General features: G+C 70.6%; 18 protein-coding genes. 3 read left to right on the forward strand and 15 right to left on the reverse strand.

The features are described from left to right. Positions 1 to 43: 43 nt before the first annotated feature. The 7 genes from terL to JJL56_RS06345 form a co-directional block, all read right to left on the reverse strand. Positions 44 to 1,588 carry a phage terminase large subunit gene (gene terL / locus JJL56_RS06315; protein WP_200484610.1) on the reverse strand — a complete coding sequence of 515 codons (1,545 nt, stop codon included), beginning with the start codon at positions 1,586 to 1,588 and terminating at the stop codon, positions 44 to 46. Next, positions 1,588 to 3,618: a glycosyl hydrolase family 28-related protein gene (locus JJL56_RS06320; RefSeq protein ID WP_200484612.1), complete on the reverse strand. Its 2,031-nt coding sequence runs from the start codon at positions 3,616 to 3,618 to the stop codon at positions 1,588 to 1,590. Before JJL56_RS06320 ends, terL begins: the two co-directional genes overlap by 1 nt. A 39-nt stretch (positions 3,619 to 3,657) precedes the next feature. After that, positions 3,658 to 4,323, reverse strand: coding sequence for a hypothetical protein (locus JJL56_RS06325; RefSeq protein WP_145622796.1), 666 nt, complete (start codon positions 4,321 to 4,323; stop codon positions 3,658 to 3,660). Next, the gene (locus tag JJL56_RS06330) at positions 4,323 to 6,218 is read right to left on the reverse strand and encodes a phage tail protein (RefSeq protein WP_145622797.1); all 1,896 of its coding nucleotides are present in this window, start codon (positions 6,216 to 6,218) and stop codon (positions 4,323 to 4,325) included. Before JJL56_RS06330 ends, JJL56_RS06325 begins: the two co-directional genes overlap by 1 nt. Beyond that, positions 6,218 to 6,787: a phage connector family protein gene (locus JJL56_RS06335; RefSeq protein ID WP_145622798.1), complete on the reverse strand. Its 570-nt coding sequence runs from the start codon at positions 6,785 to 6,787 to the stop codon at positions 6,218 to 6,220. Before JJL56_RS06335 ends, JJL56_RS06330 begins: the two co-directional genes overlap by 1 nt. Before the next feature lie 237 nt (positions 6,788 to 7,024). Next, the gene (locus tag JJL56_RS06340) at positions 7,025 to 7,294 is read right to left on the reverse strand and encodes a hypothetical protein (RefSeq protein WP_145622799.1); all 270 of its coding nucleotides are present in this window, start codon (positions 7,292 to 7,294) and stop codon (positions 7,025 to 7,027) included. A gap of 38 nt (positions 7,295 to 7,332) precedes the next feature. Next, the gene (locus tag JJL56_RS06345; RefSeq protein ID WP_145622800.1) at positions 7,333 to 8,151 is read right to left on the reverse strand and encodes a phage capsid protein; all 819 of its coding nucleotides are present in this window, start codon (positions 8,149 to 8,151) and stop codon (positions 7,333 to 7,335) included. Between the two features lie 420 nt (positions 8,152 to 8,571). Between JJL56_RS06345 and JJL56_RS06350 the strand changes: the two genes are divergently transcribed. Then, positions 8,572 to 9,009 (forward strand): PRC-barrel domain-containing protein, encoded by a 438-nt coding sequence (locus JJL56_RS06350; RefSeq protein WP_186452764.1) that lies wholly within the window; start codon positions 8,572 to 8,574, stop codon positions 9,007 to 9,009. Between the two features lie 60 nt (positions 9,010 to 9,069). On the opposite strand, the gene JJL56_RS06355 is transcribed toward JJL56_RS06350, so the two are convergent. From JJL56_RS06355 to JJL56_RS06385, 7 genes are all read right to left on the reverse strand, one after another. After that, positions 9,070 to 11,403 carry a putative bifunctional diguanylate cyclase/phosphodiesterase gene (locus tag JJL56_RS06355; RefSeq protein ID WP_247889222.1) on the reverse strand — a complete coding sequence of 778 codons (2,334 nt, stop codon included), beginning with the start codon at positions 11,401 to 11,403 and terminating at the stop codon, positions 9,070 to 9,072. 230 nt (positions 11,404 to 11,633) lie between these two features. After that, on the reverse strand, positions 11,634 to 12,347 hold the full coding sequence (locus JJL56_RS06360; RefSeq protein ID WP_200484614.1) for a capsid assembly protein: 714 nt from the start codon (positions 12,345 to 12,347) through the stop codon (positions 11,634 to 11,636). A 25-nt stretch (positions 12,348 to 12,372) separates the two neighbouring features. Next, positions 12,373 to 12,645: a Bbp19 family protein gene (locus tag JJL56_RS06365; RefSeq protein ID WP_145622804.1), complete on the reverse strand. Its 273-nt coding sequence runs from the start codon at positions 12,643 to 12,645 to the stop codon at positions 12,373 to 12,375. Then, on the reverse strand, positions 12,638 to 14,155 hold the full coding sequence (locus JJL56_RS06370) for a portal protein (RefSeq protein WP_145622805.1): 1,518 nt from the start codon (positions 14,153 to 14,155) through the stop codon (positions 12,638 to 12,640). Before JJL56_RS06370 ends, JJL56_RS06365 begins: the two co-directional genes overlap by 8 nt. Before the next feature lie 4 nt (positions 14,156 to 14,159). Next, positions 14,160 to 14,567 (reverse strand): hypothetical protein, encoded by a 408-nt coding sequence (locus tag JJL56_RS06375; protein ID WP_200484615.1) that lies wholly within the window; start codon positions 14,565 to 14,567, stop codon positions 14,160 to 14,162. A 66-nt stretch (positions 14,568 to 14,633) separates the two neighbouring features. After that, positions 14,634 to 15,056: a hypothetical protein gene (locus tag JJL56_RS06380; RefSeq protein WP_247889257.1), complete on the reverse strand. Its 423-nt coding sequence runs from the start codon at positions 15,054 to 15,056 to the stop codon at positions 14,634 to 14,636. A gap of 2 nt (positions 15,057 to 15,058) precedes the next feature. Further along, positions 15,059 to 15,424 carry a hypothetical protein gene (locus JJL56_RS06385; RefSeq protein ID WP_145622807.1) on the reverse strand — a complete coding sequence of 122 codons (366 nt, stop codon included), beginning with the start codon at positions 15,422 to 15,424 and terminating at the stop codon, positions 15,059 to 15,061. 196 nt (positions 15,425 to 15,620) lie between these two features. Between JJL56_RS06385 and JJL56_RS06390 the strand changes: the two genes are divergently transcribed. After that, complete coding sequence (locus JJL56_RS06390) at positions 15,621 to 16,253, forward strand: S24 family peptidase (protein ID WP_014241596.1); 633 nt, start codon at positions 15,621 to 15,623, stop codon at positions 16,251 to 16,253. Positions 16,254 to 16,393: 140 nt separating this feature from the next. Beyond that, positions 16,394 to 16,669, forward strand: a complete 276-nt coding sequence (locus tag JJL56_RS06395; RefSeq protein ID WP_247890966.1) for a hypothetical protein — start codon at positions 16,394 to 16,396, stop codon at positions 16,667 to 16,669. Between the two features lie 13 nt (positions 16,670 to 16,682). Here the strand turns inward: JJL56_RS06395 and JJL56_RS06400 are convergent, their stop codons facing one another. After that, the gene (locus tag JJL56_RS06400; protein WP_200484619.1) at positions 16,683 to 17,276 is read right to left on the reverse strand and encodes a hypothetical protein; all 594 of its coding nucleotides are present in this window, start codon (positions 17,274 to 17,276) and stop codon (positions 16,683 to 16,685) included. Between the last annotated feature and the right edge of the window lie 129 nt (positions 17,277 to 17,405).

Raw genomic sequence — 17,405 nt, forward strand, 5'->3', positions numbered from 1 at the left:
CAAGGAAGGCGGCCCGACGGACCAAGGGGCTTTGCGGGCACGGTCACACGTCCCAGCCCTCCACCGGGGTCGGCGCCGCCGCGGCGCGCCAGTCCGGCTTCCGTCCCGGCGCCGTCTGGCGGTCGAAGCGGAACGGCTCGCAGGACAGCGCGCCGGCCACCGCGTCCAGCCCGTCGTCACGGCCCGTGTAGCGGCCGTCCGGCGACCATTCGCGCATCTCGCGGATGAAGGGCGTCTCCCACACCGCGGCGTGGGCCAGCAGCCGGCGGTCGGCCAGCAGGGCGTCGAACGCCTCGCGGATGCGCAGCGCCTTGGCGCGGCGGCTGGCCTCCTCGACCACGGCGGCGCCGACCTTCTCCACCCGAAGCGCCTTGCGCAGCAGGCCGGGCAGGAAGCGCCCGATGCCGTTGATCTCGACATGCACCGCCGGCAGGTGGTGCCGCTCCAGGAAGCGGGCGACCTGGAGGCACTGCTGCTCCGCCTCGGTGTCCGGATCGCCGGGGTCCACCGACAGGTAGAGCACGCGGTGCAGGTAGAAGCGCCCGTCCGTCCCGCCGAACACGGCGGCGACGACGCTGGAATCGCCTGGCTTGCCGCCCTCCGCCGCCGGGCGGGCGAAGGCCGGGTCCCACCAGCAGGAGGCCGAGGCCATGCGCAGGCCGTTCAGCGTCAGCACCGCCCGCCCCACCGACTCCCGATACTCCAGCTCGCCGTCGTAGCGGCCCAGCCGGTCAGGGTCGAGGAAGCCTTCCGCCTCGTTGACCGGCTTCAGCAGCATCTGGCTGGTGAATTTGTTGGGGCCGGTCGTCTTGCGGATGCGGTTGACGTGGGCCTCGCCGAAGCGCTGGGGCCAGGCGTAGCGGCGCCGGCCGTCCGGACCGTCGGTGTAGACTGGCAGGACCAGCCGCGCGAAGCCGTCCAGGAAGGGCCGGGTCTCCCCCGCCTCCGTCCGCGGCTCCTCCGCGTAGATGGAGTAGTAGCTGTGCGGTGTCCCGACATAGAGCTGCACCCCGCCCGGCACCAGCAGATAGTCGATCTCGGCCAGCCTCTCACGCAGGTCGGCCCGCTTGCCCGGACTGCCGGAGGTGCGCGGCACCTCGACATCGTCGCAGATCACCACGTCGGCGCGGCTGCCCGTGATGTTGCCGCCCACACCCGCCGCCACCATGGACGGGTCGCGCAGTTCCAACGGACGAACCACGGTGAACTGGTCGGCCGCCCACTGGTCGCGCTCCTTCGCCGGGGGCTTCAGGCCGCGTGTGTCGGGGTGACGCTCAATGATGCGCTTGACGTTGCGCACCATCTTCTTGGCGAGCTTCAGGTCCGCCGCGAGGACGAGCAGCCGGCGGTTGGGGTCCTGGTAGAGCATCCAGGCTGCGAACAGCCCGACGATGGACGACTTGCCCGCCCCGCGGAAGGCCATCAGCAGCAGGCGCGGCCCGATACCAAAGGACCCGGCTCCGACCGCCTGCCGCTCCAGCCACGCCGCGATCTGCAAATGGTGCCGCGGGGTGGTCAGCTCCGATTGCCGGTTCCAGTCCTGGACGAAGGCGAAGAAGCCCTTCTTGCGCGTTTCCGCCGCCTCCATCACGCCACCCGTCCCAGAATGTGCCAGCCGGCGCCGTTGGACATGGCCGTCACCGCGCTGCCGGTGGCATTCAGCGACACCGGGGCGTTGTCCGGCCCGCCGCCGCCCTGCACGGTGACGGTGACCGGGTTGCCCGACACGTCGGCCTTCTTGACCGTCACCGTGCGCCCGACCGCGTGCAGCGCCCCCGGCGGCGGCAGCCGCACCGTGACCGCGCCGCTGAAGGCGCTGACCAGATACAGCCCCTGGTTCAGATCCGGTTCGAACAGGCCCGGCCGGTCGTGGAAATGGGCGTTGCCCGGCCGGTTGTTGCCGCCGACCACCCACCAGCCGGCCCCGTTCGACAGGATGGTCACGAAGTCGTAGCGGTTGCCCAGCGCCGCCGTCCGGCCGTCCGGCCCCGGCCCGCCCTCCTCGGTGATGGTCAGTCGGTGGAGGGAGGCGTCGGTGCGCTTCACCGTCACCGCATGGCCGTTGGCCGCCCCCGCCGCCGGCAGCCGAAGCTCCACGTCGCCGCTGTAGGCGCTGACCAGATAGACGGAGCTGGTCAGGTCCAGCGCGACCACCCCGCCCGCTTGCGGCTCCACATACTCGGTGTCGTAGCGCAGGGCCTCGACGACCAGTTCGGAGACGCGGCTGCGCGCCAGCCGGTTCTTTTCCGGATAGCCGGCATTCACCGCCGTGTAGCGGCCGCCCGACAGATCGTAGATGGCCGGGCCGGCGGACATCGACAGCAGGTTGACGATGGCCGTCTCGACCGACCCGGCGTCGAGCTGCACGTTGGGCACGCCGCCCAGCGATTCGGCGTAGAAATTCAGGATCAGCGTCTTGTCGGTGTTGGCGCCGACCCGGAAGCAAGCCAGCGCCATGGTCGACAGGTTGGCTTCGCAGTCCTGGAAGCTGTTGTTGTACTTGCCCTGCTCCACGAAGAAGCCGCAGCCGGCGATCGGCGCCGACAGGGAGTAGACGCGCACCATGGAGAAGCGGTTGGCGTTGGGCGTGTCGCCCTCCCCCGTCCGGGTCAGCCACACCCCGTGCAGCGACGGACGGGCCACCAGCACGCGCGAAACCATGTTCCAGTAGCAGGGCCAATTGGGGTCGGCGTAACCGTCGAACAGCAGCCCGACCCGCGGGTCCCAGATGGTCAGGTCGCTCAGCGTGTTGTGCACGCAGGGGCCGTCCCGCCCGAACAGCCGCACCGCGGCGTCGCCCCGCTCCAGCCGCAGGCCGCTCACCGTGGCGTAGCCGTCCGGCAGATGGATCAGGTCGAACTCCGCCGAGGACCCGGCGATGACCGACCTCTGCCCCGCCCCATACAGCGTCTGGCCGTAGCCCACCGTCAGCGTGTTGGTGATCCGGTAGGTGCCCGGCGGCACATAAACGGCGTCCGCGCTGGTCAGCGCCGCCTGGATCGCCCGCGTGTCGTCGACGACGCCGTCGCCGACCGCTCCGAAATCCTTCACCGACAGGGCGTCGGCCAGCTTCTCCCGCACCGGGCGGCGCACCGCGCCGGCGCCGGGGGCGACGAAGGTGGACAGCGCCTCCTCGTCCACCGGCGGACGGGCGATGGGATTTCCCACCGTATCGAAGGCCAGGAGTTGCCCCGCCCGCACCGCCCGTTCCGGCAGGCGGTTGGAGGCCGGCAGGTCGGTGTCGGTGTAGCGCAGCATCAACTCCTGATCGCCGGCCACCTGCTGGAGCGCCGCGGTCAGCTGGTCGAACTCTCGGTTCAGGCTGGACGCCGGAAGCGGTCCGCTCTCCAGGAAATCGCTCATCCGCTCGATGGGCAGGCGGCGGCGCAGCAAGACAGGCGTCCCGGCCTCCGGCGGCTCCGTGAAGGCCACCGTACCGCCCGCCGTGTTCCCAGCACCGCTCACCGCATAGCCCGTGGTCTGCCGCGCCGCGCCCAGGAAGACCTGGAGGTCATTGTCCTCGAAAACCAGGAACGGAAAGGTGAAATCGGTCTGCACGCCGTCGGCAAGATACTGGACGCGCGGGTTGCCGCGCGGAACGTCGATTGCGCTGGGCATGGGTTGCGCCCCTCCTGCTTTGTGGATGGACCGGGGGTGTCAGTAGAAGCGGCTCATGAACTCCAGCCGCTGGCGCTCGGCGAGCTGCGCCTGTTCCAGCAGGTTGCGGCGGCGCACGCTGTCGACCTCCTGCTGGATGGCCTCGCGTTTCAGCCGGTCGGCGCCTTCCGCCTCCCCGCGCTCCGCGGCGCTGTCCTTGACGACGCCGAGCAGGATCGCCTCACCGGAGCCGTCGGCCGCGCTGACCCCGTTGGAGCCCAGCGCGGCGCGTGTGCGCGCCACGGTGCGGCGCAGGGCGTCCACGCGCCGCCGTTCGTCGGATTGCGCGGCGGTGGACATCTGGGCCAGCCGCGTGCGGGCGTCCCCTTCCTTGTCGGCCAGCGTGGCGGCCTGCCCGGTGCGGAGCTGCTGGGCGGCCAGGTTCTGGCTCTGCGCCAGCCAGTCCATCTCGCGGGTGCGCTGCCGCTCCGCCTCGGCGCGGGCCTGCTCCTCCTTCTGGCGCTGAAGCTCCTGGTCCTGGCGGCGCAGTTCGTCCTCGCGCTGCCATTCCAGCCGTTGCTGCTCCGCTTGATAGGCGTATCGGCGCTCGTCGGCGGCCTGCTGCCGGCGCGCGCTGTCCGAGGTGCCGGAGACGCGGTCCACCGTGTCGGCGACGGAGTTCGCCAGCGGCAGCGCCGCCGTGGCCAGGGTCGTGATTCCGCCCATCAGTCGTTCACCCTCAATTCCATGGTTACGGACAAAAGCGTGAAGGGCAGCGGCGCGTCCTGCCGGATGCTCCACAGCGGCCGGTCGCTGTCGCGCCGCCAGCCCAGCGCCCGCAGCTTGCGGTCGCCGGAGACCAGCGCGGGGACGCCGCCTGCGGGCTGCGGCCCCGTCCGGTGCAGCGGCAGCTCCTGAAGGCCGCGCCCCAGGTCGGCGTGGAGCGCCGCCGTCTCCTCCAGCCGGAAGCCGACGGAGACCAGCCGCACCGCGTCCGTCCCGCCCGCCTGCCCCAGCAGGCTGACCGGCAGCGGCTCGATGCGGTGGCTGTAGGGCAGCCCGGCCTCGACATGGCGGGCCGGCGGGTCGAGCACGATCTTGCCGGCGGCGACGGTGGCATCGGCGCGGACCGTGCCATCGGCGACCACCGCGACGGTGCGCCCCTCCAGATGGTCCAGCCCGCTCCACACCGCGGTCGGGGCGTCGTGGTCGCCGACCAGGGCGGCGTCGAGATTCAGCCCGTCGTCGAAGCGCTCGACGCTCCACCGCCCGGCGCGGTCGACCAGCGCGTAGACCTCGTCCCCGACCACCGCGACGGAGCGCACCGCCCCGTCGGTCTCCAGCCGGGTCCAGGCGGTCACCTGCTCCAGCCGGTAGACGGTCAGGGCGCACAGCGCGCCGTCCTCCATCACCACGAACATCAGCCGGCGGCCTTGGTCGTAGTCCTGGTCGCGCGGCCTCACCACCAGATGGCGGGCCAGCAGCGCCAGATCGTTGGCCTGATAGGCCGCCTCGGTGTCGGTGTAGAGGAATTCGCGGATCTCCCGCCCGTTGCGCGACACGAACAGGGTGGCCCCGTCCACATCGCGCGGCGGCACGGAGCGGTCGACGGGCGAGCCGATGCGCGTCTGCCGGTGGACCTGGATGTTCTGCGGAGTCAGCGGATCGCCCGACACCATGTATTCGGCGCCCGAGGTGAAGACCTGGAGATGCCGACCGGAGAAGACGGCGCGCACCGCGTTCACCTGGTCGGACAGGATGCCGAACTCGATGGCCTCATCGTCCTGCCCAGTGCCCAGGTCGAAGTTCCACAGGTCGGCGGAGCGCGACAGCCACAGCCGGTTCGGCAGGTCGCGCGACCCGCCGATAACCAGCCGGTCCTGGTGGAAGGCCGCCGACACCGGCCAGCCGCGCAGCGGCGAGAAGGACTGTTCGTCCCAGGCCGTCGTCGCGGCGGTTCCGGCCAGCGTCTCCAGCACCGTCGCGGTGACCTGCGTCGCGGACACTACCCCCTCGACGCGGAGCTGTTTGCCCTGGATGCGCAGGCGCGTGCCTTCCTGCTTCGGATCGAAGACCGCGGCGGAGGCGGTCACCGTCACCAGCCCTTCCGTTCCCGACGGGGTCAGCGTCACGGCGGGCTCGGCGAAGCGGTAGAAGGGCATCGCCAGCCGCTCCCTCTCCGCGACGTAGCTCCAGCCGGTCAGCGCCCAGGCGTCGGCGCCGCTGCGGGTCAGCTTGCGCGGAGGCACGTCGGGGTGGCAGATCAGCAGCGTGTCGGCGCTCTGCGTCCAGGTGATCTGGGGAAGCTGGGCGGCGGTCCAGGGGGCATCCACGCTGGCGATGGGCGCGTCGTTGCCGTAGACGTCGATCCGCCCCTCGGAGAAAACCAGCAGATAGGTCTGCTCGGTGTTGAACTCGAAGGCGACCAGCCGCCCGTCGCCGTGGGCCGGATCGACGAAGGCGAGGCCGGAGCGGCGCGTCACCCCGCCCGTGGGATGAATGAACAGGTTGCGCAGCGCCAGCGCCCCGTTGTCGTAGGCGCGCAGGTCGCCGCGCCCGAGCAGCCGGCGGGAGATCTCCCCCGCCGTGAAGTTGGTCTTCACCTGACGAACCCGCGCCATCAGCCCCTCGCGTCGATCAGGGTGAAATCCTCGAAGCCCGGCTGGCTGTCCTGCAGGGCGTCGATCTGGCGGGCGCGGCGGAATTCGCTCTCGGCCAGCCGCTGCAGCAGCTCCGCCCGGCTCGTGCTCTCGGTCAGCGGAATGCAGAACTCCGCCGCCAGCCGGGCGATCAGCGCCTGATCGAAGAAGGCGGGAAAGTCCTCCTCCGCCGGGCGCCCGACATAGGTCAGCACCACCGCGTCGGACGCCGCATGCAGCGCCCGCCCGGCGATGCGGTAGTCCTGCCCGCGGCCCCGCCCGCCCGCCCCGGCGCCGAGCGCCCGCAGGAAATCGGCGGGAAGCTGGAAGGCCACGCCGTAATCGGCCACCGGGTCCTCGGCCAGACGCGGCAGCCGGGCCTGCCGGGTGGCGAAGCTCCAGGCGTTGGCGGAGAGCAGCGCGTCGCGCGCCGGTTCGTAGAGCGCGCCCGCGACCTCCGCTTCGGCGGTGCCCTCGTCGAAGGCGGTGATCGCCGTCGCCCCGATCTTGATGAGCGCGCGGCTGCACAGCCCGATAGCCGTCAATGCCATGGGATCGATCCTTGCGATCAGAGGGAGACGAGCCTCCATAGCCCTCTCCCCTCTGGGGAGAGGGTGGCCCGCAGGGCCGGTGAGGGGGATGCGCATGTGCCGGACGCACCGAAACGCACAACCCCCTCACCCTGACCCTCTCCCCGCTTCCGGCGGACCAAAGGTCCGCCTGTCGCGTCAGCGCAAACTTCGTTTGCGCGTAAGCGGAGGGGAGAGGGAATCTCAAAGGGAAATCCGTCAGTCCGTGTTGGCCGTGCCGAAGGGCGACAGGTTGGTGACGTCCACCACCCCCGCCGCGTTGGCAGCGACCACGAGGACGCCGGCGGCGGGCGTCCCGGCGGTGCCAGTGTTGGCGAGGATCATGTCGCCGCCGCGCAGCAGGTCGGACGCGCCGTTGAAATAGCCGCTGTTGTCCACCAGCGTGGCGGCGTCCGGCGTCGTGTAGTGCCACAGGGTGAAGCCGTTGGCGTAGGCAAGGACGCTCAGGTCCTTCGGAAGATAGGCCATGGGAGGAAACTCCGTTTCAATCGTCGGCAGGGAGGGCGTCAGGCTTCCAGGCAGCGCATGGTGACGACGCCCGCCGCGTCGATCAGGCCGGCGCCCTGCGACATCATGTTGTTGACGAAGTGGGCGGCGCGGTCGCCGTGCCAGGAGATGTCCGTCTTCACGTCGGAACCGGAGGCGTGGCCGACGGCCGTCTTGTGGTACCAGTGGCACAGCCGCACGCCGCCCTCCGCCTTCAGGCCGGAATGGGGCATCCACAGCGCGCCCAGCCAGCGCTTGGCCTGGGTCCCGCGCCAGGGCAGCTCGTCGGCGCCGACATATTCGGTGCTGGCGAACTCGTCGATGCCCAGAAGCTGGCTCCACTGCTTCCAGCCGACGACGGCGTAGCGCTGGCCGTCGTCCGGCACGTCGGACTCGCCCAGCTTCTCGAAGGCCGCCAGCACCTTCGCCTTGGTCAGCCCGTCGCTGGAGCCGCCTGCGAAGTTGGTGGAGCGGTTCAACTCGCCGAGGATGAGTTCGTCGGTCTTGCGGCCCAGCGCGTAGGCGCCGGCGCTGGCGATGATCTGCCGCTCGTCGATGTTGGTCTTCAGCTCGTCCAGCCGGTCGACCCAGTCGCCGGCGTAGAAGTCGTAGAGGGTGCATTCGACCGGCGTGTGGTCCAGATTCATCACCGGAACCGCGCCGTGGCGCGCCTTGGTGGAGGCGGTGCCCTTGCCGACCTTCTGGAAGACGGTGGAGGCGCCCTGGACGTTGTTCTTGGTGCGCACCGTGTTGCGCAGCTTGGAGCCCATGCGCTGGTAGGCGTCGTGCACTTCGCGTTCGAACTGCTTGACGAAAGCCTGGGCGACCGAGGTGGACATTGGACTGTATTCCTTTCGCGTTCTGCGGGGTCCCGTCCGGCGGGAAGCATTCCGCCACCCGGTTGTCAGGCGCGCCCGATCCCGGAAATGGGCAAGGGGACGCGCGCCCGGCCGCGGGCGAAGCGCGAAAAAGAAAGAGGCGGGCCGGGCCTTTCAGTTGTCCGGCCCGCCTCCTTCAGGACAGGCATGGAGGGGAGGTTCGGGATGCCGCCGCCCACCGCGTGAGGGGACGCACGACGGGCGTTGGCAAGAGCGTTTCTAGGACATCCGCCCTTTCATGTCAAGAATATTTTCCTTTTTCTGCGGATGATCCTCTTGGCGCGGTACTCCCTCGGGGCACGGAATATCCCCCGGAACCGCGCTGTTGAACGGTTGGCCTCAACGGCCCGAAAAACACGGCATAAAAAAGGAATACGCTTCATGAAGACGATCATCACCGCCTGTGGTGTCGCCGCCCTTCTGCTCGCCACGCCGGCCCTGGCCGAAGGCATGTCCGGAACCACCGCCAAGGAGGTCCCGAACAGCAAGGCGACCGGGCAGGTCGCGGCCACCCACGGCTCGCTCGACCCGGCGGTCGCGAAGATGACCGCGGATCAACTCAAGGGGAAGGACGTCTACGGCAGCGACGGCAAGGACATCGCCGAGATCGAGGGCATCGTCCGCAAGGGCGGCCAGACCTTCGCGGTGATCGACGTCGATCACATCGCCGACATCAGCGACAAGGATGTCGTCCTGCCGCTGGAGCGGCTGCACATGAAGGGCAAGCGCCTGACCGTCGACATGACGGAGAACGAACTTAAGGGTCTGGAGTCCTGGCAGAAGGACAAGTACGAGGACGTCAAGGGCGCGCTGCGCTGACGTCCGCAACACGGCGCGGAACGGTCCGGGGGCGGCTGATGCCCCCGGACGCTCGAAGCGTCACGCCGTCCGGCGCAGACGCACGGCCAGCAGGTCGGCGGCCTGCCCGGCGGGAACCGGGCGCCCGGTCAGCCAGCCCTGGACCAGGGTGCAGTTGTGGTGGCGCAGGAAGTTGGCCTGCTCCTGCTTTTCCACCCCCTCCGCCACCACGTCCAGCCCCAGCATGTCGGCCATGGCGATGATGGTGGAGACGATACCGTTGTCCTCGCGCTCGCTCGGCACGCCGTTCACGAAGGAACGGTCGATCTTCAGCGTCGTCACCGGCAGCCGCTTCAGATAGCTCAGCGAGGAATGACCGGTGCCGAAATCGTCCACCGCCACACGGATGCCCATGGCCTTCAGCGCCGCCAGAACGGACAGGGCGTGATCCATGTCCTGCATCACAGCACCCTCGGTGATTTCCAGCTCGACCAGATCGGGCGACAGGCGATGGCGGTCGATGATGCGGCGGAAATCCTCGGCGGAGCGCTGGCGCAGGTGGCGCGGCGAGATGTTGACGGCCACCGGCACCGGCTCCAACCCGCGGTCGATCCACTCCCGCAACTGGCGGCAGGCCTCGTCCAGCACCCAGTCGCCGAGCGGCACGATGAAGCCGGTGTCTTCGGCGACCGGAATGAACTCGCCGGGGGAGATCATGCCGAAGCCGGGCTTGTCCCAGCGCAGAAGCGCCTCGAACCCCTCCAGCGACTGGTCGATCAGCGACACCTTGGGCTGGTAGTGAAGCTGGAACTCCCCGCGCGCCAGCGCCGCCCGCAGGTCGCGGTCGAGCGCCAGATGGCGGTGCGCCTGGTCGGCCAGCTCCTTGCGGAAGAAGGCGTGGCGCTTGCCGCCGGCCCGCTTGGCCGCGTAGAGCGCCGTGTCGGCGGAGCGGATCAGTTCCTGCGCGCTGTCGGCATGATCGGGGAACAGGGCGATGCCGATCGACGGGCGGACGTAATGCTCCGTCCCCATCAGCAGCACCGGCTCGTCGAAGGCCGCCAGGATGCGCTGGGCGGCGATCTCCGCCTCCTTCGCCTCGCTCACCTCGTCCAGGATCACCGCGAAGTCGTCGGTGCCGATGCGCCCCACCGTGTCGCTGGCCCGCACCGTCACGACGATCCGCGAGGCGACCTCCTGCAGCAGCAGGTCCCCGGCGTGGTGGCCCAGCGTGTCGGTGATCAGCTTGAAGCGCGACAGGTCCAGGCACAGCACCGCGAAACGGCGGCCATGGCGACGCGCCCGCTCGATCGAGGTGTCGAGCAGCGATTCGATCAGGGCCCGGTTCGGCAGGCCGGTCAGCCGGTCGCGCGTGGCGAGCCGCAGCAGCTCCCGCTCGTGGCGCATCCGCTCCGTCATGTCGGCCAGCGCGCAGACGTAGCTGCGCCGCCCCTGCACGTCCAGGCAGGACAGGGAGAGCGAGGCGTCGATCCGCCCATCCCCCCGCTCGATCACCAACTCCTCGGCGCGCTCCGTGCGGCCGCTGGTGCCCGTTCCCGCCGCGCCGTCCCCGCCCGGCGTCCCCAGGCCGAGCAGCCTGGCGACCCGCTCGCGGTCCTCCTCGGCGAACAGGTCGGCGAAGCGATGGCCGTCGAGCCGCTCCGCGGGCACGCCGAACAACGCGACGGCGGCGGGGTTGTGCTCCTCGACCAGACCGTCCTCGCCGACCAGCACGATGGCTTCGCCGATGTTGTTCATGATGCCGAACAGCCGCTCGTCGCGCACGATCAGCGCCTCGGCGGCCTGCCGGAAATAGTCCATGGCGCGGGCCATGGCGCCGAACTCGTCCTTGCGGTCGCGGCCGGGGATGTCGATGCCGGTCTGTCCTTCGGTCAGCCGCTCCATCCGCTCCGACAGCGCCTCGATGGGACCCAGCACATGCTGCGACAGGAACACCGACAGCGGCCAGCTCAGCACCAGCAGAACGGCGATGAAGAGGACGAAGGCCAGGGACTCCATGGCGAATTCGCGGTCGAGGTCGTCGGTCCCGCTGGCCGCCGCGATGGCCCAGCCCCAGGGTTCGAAGGTCAGGCTGGCGCGGACCGAATGGCCCTCGCCCATCCAGCCCTCGGGCACGCGCCCGTCGGTGAACACACTGACATGGAAGGGGTCGCGCCCCAGCGCCCGCAGCGCCAGCCGCGCCTGTCCCTGGCCCTCGTCCCGCGGCAGGGCGCCCGCCTCGATGGCCGTGTTGATCTCGCCAAGCATGGCGTGCGCCGACCCGACCAGCGCGTGGGTCAGCCGTCCCCGTTCCGTGATCAGACCGCTGCGCAGCAGGTAAAGCGCAGGGATTGCCGCCATGAGGCAGCCGATCAGGCCGATCCAGGTCAGCCAGCGGATCTTGCGGCGCAGCGTCATCACGGTTCCGGCGGCAATCGTCGCACCCGGCCTCTGCTTCCGGCCGGTTGTCATTCTGCGCGAAAGCGTCGCTTTTTTATTTCAAACGCGCAACGGCCAAGTTGCCCGCCCCGTCCCCCCTGCGTCCTTTTCAATCCGGCTGCGACATTTTGCCCATCCGGCGCGGCGCGGCTTCGCAAAACCCTCCCGAGAGGCCGCGCAAAGCCACGCCGCGCCAACGGTCCACAGGCTCAGGCGGTCGGATAAAGGCGCCGGAACCCGTCGGTCACCTTCGACACCACCGCCGGGTCGCGGTCCCGCCAATAGCGGGGATCGCGCATCATCGCCTGCAGTTCCGCCTCCCCGCCGGCGGACGGCGCGCCGGCCGGCATGGACAGGGCGGCAGGCTCGCCGCCGGTCATCATCCGGTGAAGCGCCATCACCCCCTCATAGGTGGTCGACAGCCCCTCCACCGCCGCGGGCGGCAGGTTCTTCACCGCCCAGGCGTGGAGCTGCCGCGACACCTCCCGCCAGCGCTCGGCACCGCCGAACTGGGCGGACAGCCGTTCGACCTCCCGTTCCGCCTGGAATTCGGCGGCCAGTTCCTGGATCAGCGGGACCAGCCGCTCGGCGGCGAGATCGTAGACGAGCTGCGCCTGGTCCGGCGTGAAACCGGCGCCGTGCAGGCGGCCGTTGATCGCCGGGTCCGGCTCGAACAGCCCGTGGTCGCAGGCGATGCAATAGCCCTCCGGCCCGTCGGGCACGCCCGGCGCCGTCAGCAGGTCGGGCCGCTCGCCGCCACCGCTGTCGAGGGCCGGGGCAGGTGCGGACAGCTTGCGCTCCAGCTCCAGATAGGACTTCAGCAGCGCTTCCACGCGCACCGCGCCGGTTTCCGGGTCGCGGAACTTCTCCGGCACCGTCGGCGGGGCGCCGGGAACGGGCGAGGTCAGCAGATTGTCGGCCATGAAAAGCTCCTTATCGATGAAGGAATCAGACACCCTGCCCACGGTTGGTCAGGGCGAGGATGAGGGCGACCAGACGGCGCTGGCCTTCCAGGTCGCGCAGCGCGGCGTCGGAGGCGTCGGGGCCGAGCGTGCGTTCCAGCGTCATGGCTTTCAGCGTGGCCAGCACCCGCGCGCCGTCCGGCCCGGCGAAACAGCGGGCGAAACTGGGCGCCGGATCGCCCGCCGGGCCGGACTCGGCGGGCGGCGCGCCCTCCAGCCAGTCCCAGCCGCCGTTGTTCCAATCCACCGGATCAGCCATGGGGCGCCTCCGCCCGCACCAGCTTGGCGGGCACGCCGAAAGCCTCGCCCAGCCAGCGCGCGGTCGCCGCGACGTCCACCGCGGACAGCGCCTCCGGGCCGAGCTGGCGGGCGGTGTCCAGCCAGCGCAGCGTCGCCTGGACGTCCCGCTGCGCCTGCGCCTGGGCCAGCGGCGAACGGTGCTGCAGCGCCACCGTGCGCCCGTCCACCGCGATGTCCGGGATCTCGCCGCGGCGGCGCAGGATGCCGACGGCGCGCAACACCAGCGGGGTCAGCAGCTCCGCCTGGAGCCGCCCGTAGGTCGCGCCGAGCAGACGGGCCATCTCGGCGGAGCGTTCGACCACCTCGGTCGCGGTCATGCGCGGCTGGTCCAGCGGCCCCAGCCGGTCGGCCAGCAGCGCGTGGCGGATGCGCGCCCGCAGGTCGTCCAGCACGAGCTGCGACACGTCGAACCGACCGGGGTTGGCGAGCGGCGTCAGCCCGGCCGATCCCACTGCCTTGGGGATGATCGTCCCCGGCACCAGCCGGATCGTGGCGGGGTTCAGCACCCCGTCGTCGTCGGCCTGCCAGATGCCGGTGACGGCGATGGAGGCGTTCTTCAGCACCAGCTCGACCACCTTGTTGGCGGTCTTGATGTCGGGCAGCGCCTTCATGACCGGCGACCGGCCATAGGTTTCCCCCGGCGCCTTGAGCCAGCGGAAATTGATGAACGGCGATTGCGCGAAGCGTCCCTCGGCCAGCGTGGCGGGATCGGCCGGACCGCTGTCCAACACCACCGTCCAGCGGTAGGCCAGCCCGTCCGGCAGCACCGCCTCGACCAGCGGGAAACGGCCGTCCGGCTCCGCGGCACCGCGCTCCCGCACCTCGTCCGGCAGGGCGGCGCCGGGAAAGCGCCGCTCGATCTGGGCCAGCGTCGCCTCGCTGCGCCGGAAGGTGCCGTCCAACCGCCCGTCCGCCCCCTCCTCCAGCACCGCCTCGGCCAGCGGCACCGCGGTGAAGCGCAGGCTGGACGCGGCGCCGGGCGGGGCCTCCTCCATCAGCAGGCAGGCGGTGCCCACCGTCACAAGGTCGAGGAAGGCTTGGTGGATCTCCACGGCGAAGTTGGAACGGTCGACATGGGCCTGCACGATGCCGGCGGCGCGGTCGAGCATCGGGGCCACGCGGTCGCGCTCCCCATCCGGCAGCGACGGGCCGGGTTGCAGCCCGAACCAGCGCGACCAGGGCGGGGTCAACTCGGCGAGCAGGCTGGCGGCGAGCTGTTCCACCGCGTCCGGCGCGGTCCCGTCGAACAGCCGGTCCACCCGCCGCTCGCCGGGGGTGCCGCCGCCGCGGAAGGGCTGCCCGTTGGGCAGGGCGTGATCGTAGCATTCCTGCCAGTGGCTTTCCCAGACCGACCGGCGCTCCCGCGCCGCCCGGTAGCGTTCCAGCAGGCGCTCCGGCCCGTTCGGCGACGCGGAAGCGGCATCCCCCTTGCGGCGTTTCCGAACTGCGTCGTGTGTGGTGTCGCTCATGGCCTCACTCCCCCAACAGGCGCTTGCGCAGCGGCACCAGCGCGCCGACGTCCAGCGCGCCCCGCCAGGAGGTCTGGACCGTCCCCGCCCGTCCCCGGTTGCGCCGCTGGATCAGCGCCTCGGCGGCCTTGGCCGGGTCCTTCTCCTCCTCCGTGGCCGGAGCCGGGGTGGCCGGGTCGGCGGCGGGCGGGACCGCGGGAGCCGGGGGCTCCACCACCGGGGCGGCCGGTTCCGGGACCGTGTTCCACCAGGGTGTCGCGACGGGAGCCGGCGCCGGAGTCTCCACGGGCGCCGGTGCCGGGGGCGGCGCGGGCTCGGGGGCGGATGCCGGCGCGGGTTGAGGGGTGGGCGCGGGGGCCGGGGCGGGCGCAGGCGGCGCCGTCGGCCGGGGCGCCTTGAACAGGTTCGCCATGGGCGGGGTTTCCTTGTTCGTGGTGAGACAGGGCCGCAGGAAGCGGGGCGGGAGCAGCGGCGCGGATCAGGACGCGACGGCGGTCCGCGACAGCCGCCGGTAGAGCTGCCACGGCGTCAAGACGCCGGGCGCGTGAAGACCCAGCAGGCGCTTGACCGCCTCGACGCAGGTGAAGGGCGCCCAGGGGGCCGGGCACGTCAGGCCGCGCCGCACCGGCGCCGGGGCCACCGCCATGCCCATCCCGCGGTACCAGCCCGGCAGGTCGAAGGCCGCGGGCAGATCGAGGACCGACACGTCGGTGAAGGGCGAGAGCGGATCGACGATCACCCAATGGCGCCCGTCGTGCAGCAGCGCGAAGCAGTGGCGGAACCCCGGTTTCAGCAGGCGCAGCCACCACAGCTCCGCCTCGCCCCGGAAGACCACCCAGACGCGCGGCGCGTCCGCTCCCGCCCGGCAGGGCCCCATCTGGCAGGGCTGGGGCATCGGCATGCTCACTGGACGATGCCCTTCTCGCGCAGCACCGGGCGGAGCCGGTCGAAGGCCTCCTGCCACAGGGTGTGGGCGCGCTGCTCGCGATGCCGCGCCGGGTCCGGCGCCATCAGGCGGCGCCCGTAGTGGACCAGCACGTGCAAGTGGTCGCGGATCAGCAGGCGACGACGATACAGCCGATCCACCGCGCACAGCACGTCGCCGGGCTCGCACGGGCGCTGGACCAGCCCGCGCCCGGCGGCGATGCGCGCCCCGGCGGCCTTGGCGTCCTGCGCCTGGACCGACCAGAACCACGCCTCCTCCGCGCTGCCGAACGGTTCCCCAACGGCGTCGGACAGGACCATGAACGTGTTGCGGTGCTGGACCATGCGTGAGGTCTCCCTGGGAATTGCAGCTTTTGGGTTCGCGGGCGCAGCTTCGCTCTCGGGCGGAGCGCCGGATGGGCCGCGGCACGCGCGGCTGGCGAACACATGTTCACGTTATGTACTGATTAAAGTCCTTCGTCAAGGAAAATATGAATAGGTTCCTAGGGACGGGCCGGCTCGTTTATGTGATTATCCTCCCATGCTCAAACATGCGGACATTTGGCGGGCGATCGACCGCCTCGCGGCCCAGCACGGGCTGTCGGCCTCCGGGCTCGCGCGGCGCGCGGGACTCGACCCGACGACCTTCAACAAGAGCAAGCGGACCACCGGCGACGGCAAGCTCCGCTGGCCGTCGACGGAAAGCGTGTCCAAGGTTCTGGAGGCGACCGGTGCGTCGCTGTCGGAGTTCGTCAGCCTCGTCGGCGATGCCGCGGGCGCCGGCTCGCTCCAGCGGGTGCCGGTTATCGGCTACGCGCAGGCAGGCAACGCCGGTTTCTTCGACGACGCCGGCTTCCCGTCGGGCGTCGGCTGGGACGAGCTTCTGTTTCCCAGCATCGGCGACCCGCACGCCTACGCGCTGGAGATTGCGGGAGACAGCATGGACCCCGTCTACCGCGACGGCGACACCATCATCGTCTCGCCGGCCGCGCAGATCCGGCGCAACGACCGCGTCGTCGTCCGCACCAAGGGCGGCGAGGTGATGGCGAAGCAGCTCCTCCGCGAAACCGCCACGAAGATCGAGCTGATCTCCATCAACCGCGCCCACCCGGACCGCAGCATCCCGCGCGCCGAAGTCGCCTGGATGGCCCGCATCGTCTGGGCAAGCCAGTAAGCGTCTGCCCTGCGGCACTCTGTCCTAGGATATTTATCCTTTACATCGATCAATGAAATGCCTACCCTCGGGGAATGACCGGAGTCACCGGGGCGCCGCCGCGTCCAACCCCCGCCCCGCCGTCCCCCGTCTCAAATCGTTTGGATGATCTCGAACGCCGTCACGACGACGCGCCGCCCCGCGGCGTGCTTCGGACGGCCCTCCTCAACGGGACGGACCGTCATGCCGCCCTGGCCCGCGCCGCGGTGCTCCGGCTGCACGACCGCTTGGCCGGCGAGGCCCGGCAGGGCGCAGCGCAACGCCGCCGCGCTCTGCCTGCCAACCGGACGGCTGGCGACGAATGGCTGACGCGCCTCACCGCCGCCCTGGCCCATCACCGCAACGCCGCCAGCATCCTGTTCGTTGCGGAGATTTGAGCCCGTGCCGCCCTCAAACAGCCGGGGAAGCGCCGGTCTCGTCCGCTTTGGAAACCTCGGTGTCCGCGGCAACGGCACGAACGGACGTCGTCTTCCTTGCCCGCGGCTTGCGACCGGGCGCCTCGGCGGGCGAAGCCTCCGCCGGCTCGGCCACCTCCTCCGCGGCGACCTCCATAGCGACCATCGGCACGGCGACCATCGGCGCCTCGATTCTCTCCGCGGCCTTCTTCAACACCTTGCTTTTTGAAAAGCCGGACTCGCGCAGGGCCGTCTTCAACTCCTCCCACGCCAACCGGATTTCCGTGGCGAACGCCCGCGCATCATCGTCGCGGTGGGTGCGGAAATACTCCGCCGCCTCCCGCATCTGGGCCGGCAGGGTTTCCGCCCCGGCGCGCACCGCTTCGTTGCGCAGGCGGTTGTGACGGTCGTCCAGATAGGTGAGGATCTCCGACAACTCCTCCGGCGTGCAGCTTTTCTGCAGCTTGTCGGTGACCGCCGGCGCGGCCTTGTCGATCTTCCCAACCAGTTCCGACCGCCCGCGCTTCAGATCCGGATCGTAGACGGTGCGGATCACCTGGATCACGCGGCGCCGCTCGCGGAATTGCATGCCCTTCCCCCTTAACATGAGTCCTTCGATGGACCGATCCACCGTTTAAAGAATCATGCCGCGGAACGGGTTGCCCCATCAAGCCGGTTTTCGGGCCGCATACCGCCCGAAAACCGGCGCTTTGGATCG

It is taken from the genome of Azospirillum aestuarii (assembly GCF_016632405.1).
GTDB lineage: Bacteria > Pseudomonadota > Alphaproteobacteria > Azospirillales > Azospirillaceae > Azospirillum > Azospirillum aestuarii.

What these genes read in the sequence shown, in the direction of transcription:
- JJL56_RS06325 (WP_145622796.1), bottom strand. Translation starts at nt 4,323, where the DNA reads ATGGGCGGAATCACGACCCTGGCCACGGCGGCGCTGCCGCTGGCGAAC.
- JJL56_RS06330 (WP_145622797.1), bottom strand. Translation starts at nt 6,218, where the DNA reads ATGGCGCGGGTTCGTCAGGTGAAGACCAACTTCACGGCGGGGGAGATC.
- JJL56_RS06355 (WP_247889222.1), bottom strand. Translation starts at nt 11,403, where the DNA reads ATGACGCTGCGCCGCAAGATCCGCTGGCTGACCTGGATCGGCCTGATC.
- JJL56_RS06380 (WP_247889257.1), bottom strand. Translation starts at nt 15,056, where the DNA reads ATGCCGATGCCCCAGCCCTGCCAGATGGGGCCCTGCCGGGCGGGAGCG.
- JJL56_RS06340 (WP_145622799.1), bottom strand. Translation starts at nt 7,294, where the DNA reads ATGGCCTATCTTCCGAAGGACCTGAGCGTCCTTGCCTACGCCAACGGC.
- JJL56_RS06385 (WP_145622807.1), bottom strand. Translation starts at nt 15,424, where the DNA reads ATGGTCCAGCACCGCAACACGTTCATGGTCCTGTCCGACGCCGTTGGG.
- terL (WP_200484610.1), bottom strand. Translation starts at nt 1,588, where the DNA reads ATGGAGGCGGCGGAAACGCGCAAGAAGGGCTTCTTCGCCTTCGTCCAG.
- JJL56_RS06320 (WP_200484612.1), bottom strand. Translation starts at nt 3,618, where the DNA reads ATGCCCAGCGCAATCGACGTTCCGCGCGGCAACCCGCGCGTCCAGTAT.
- JJL56_RS06350 (WP_186452764.1), top strand. Translation starts at nt 8,572, where the DNA reads ATGAAGACGATCATCACCGCCTGTGGTGTCGCCGCCCTTCTGCTCGCC.
- JJL56_RS06345 (WP_145622800.1), bottom strand. Translation starts at nt 8,151, where the DNA reads ATGTCCACCTCGGTCGCCCAGGCTTTCGTCAAGCAGTTCGAACGCGAA.
- JJL56_RS06370 (WP_145622805.1), bottom strand. Translation starts at nt 14,155, where the DNA reads ATGAGCGACACCACACACGACGCAGTTCGGAAACGCCGCAAGGGGGAT.
- JJL56_RS06390 (WP_014241596.1), top strand. Translation starts at nt 15,621, where the DNA reads ATGCTCAAACATGCGGACATTTGGCGGGCGATCGACCGCCTCGCGGCC.
- JJL56_RS06360 (WP_200484614.1), bottom strand. Translation starts at nt 12,347, where the DNA reads ATGGCCGACAATCTGCTGACCTCGCCCGTTCCCGGCGCCCCGCCGACG.
- JJL56_RS06400 (WP_200484619.1), bottom strand. Translation starts at nt 17,276, where the DNA reads ATGCAATTCCGCGAGCGGCGCCGCGTGATCCAGGTGATCCGCACCGTC.
- JJL56_RS06335 (WP_145622798.1), bottom strand. Translation starts at nt 6,787, where the DNA reads ATGGCATTGACGGCTATCGGGCTGTGCAGCCGCGCGCTCATCAAGATC.
- JJL56_RS06365 (WP_145622804.1), bottom strand. Translation starts at nt 12,645, where the DNA reads ATGGCTGATCCGGTGGATTGGAACAACGGCGGCTGGGACTGGCTGGAG.
- JJL56_RS06375 (WP_200484615.1), bottom strand. Translation starts at nt 14,567, where the DNA reads ATGGCGAACCTGTTCAAGGCGCCCCGGCCGACGGCGCCGCCTGCGCCC.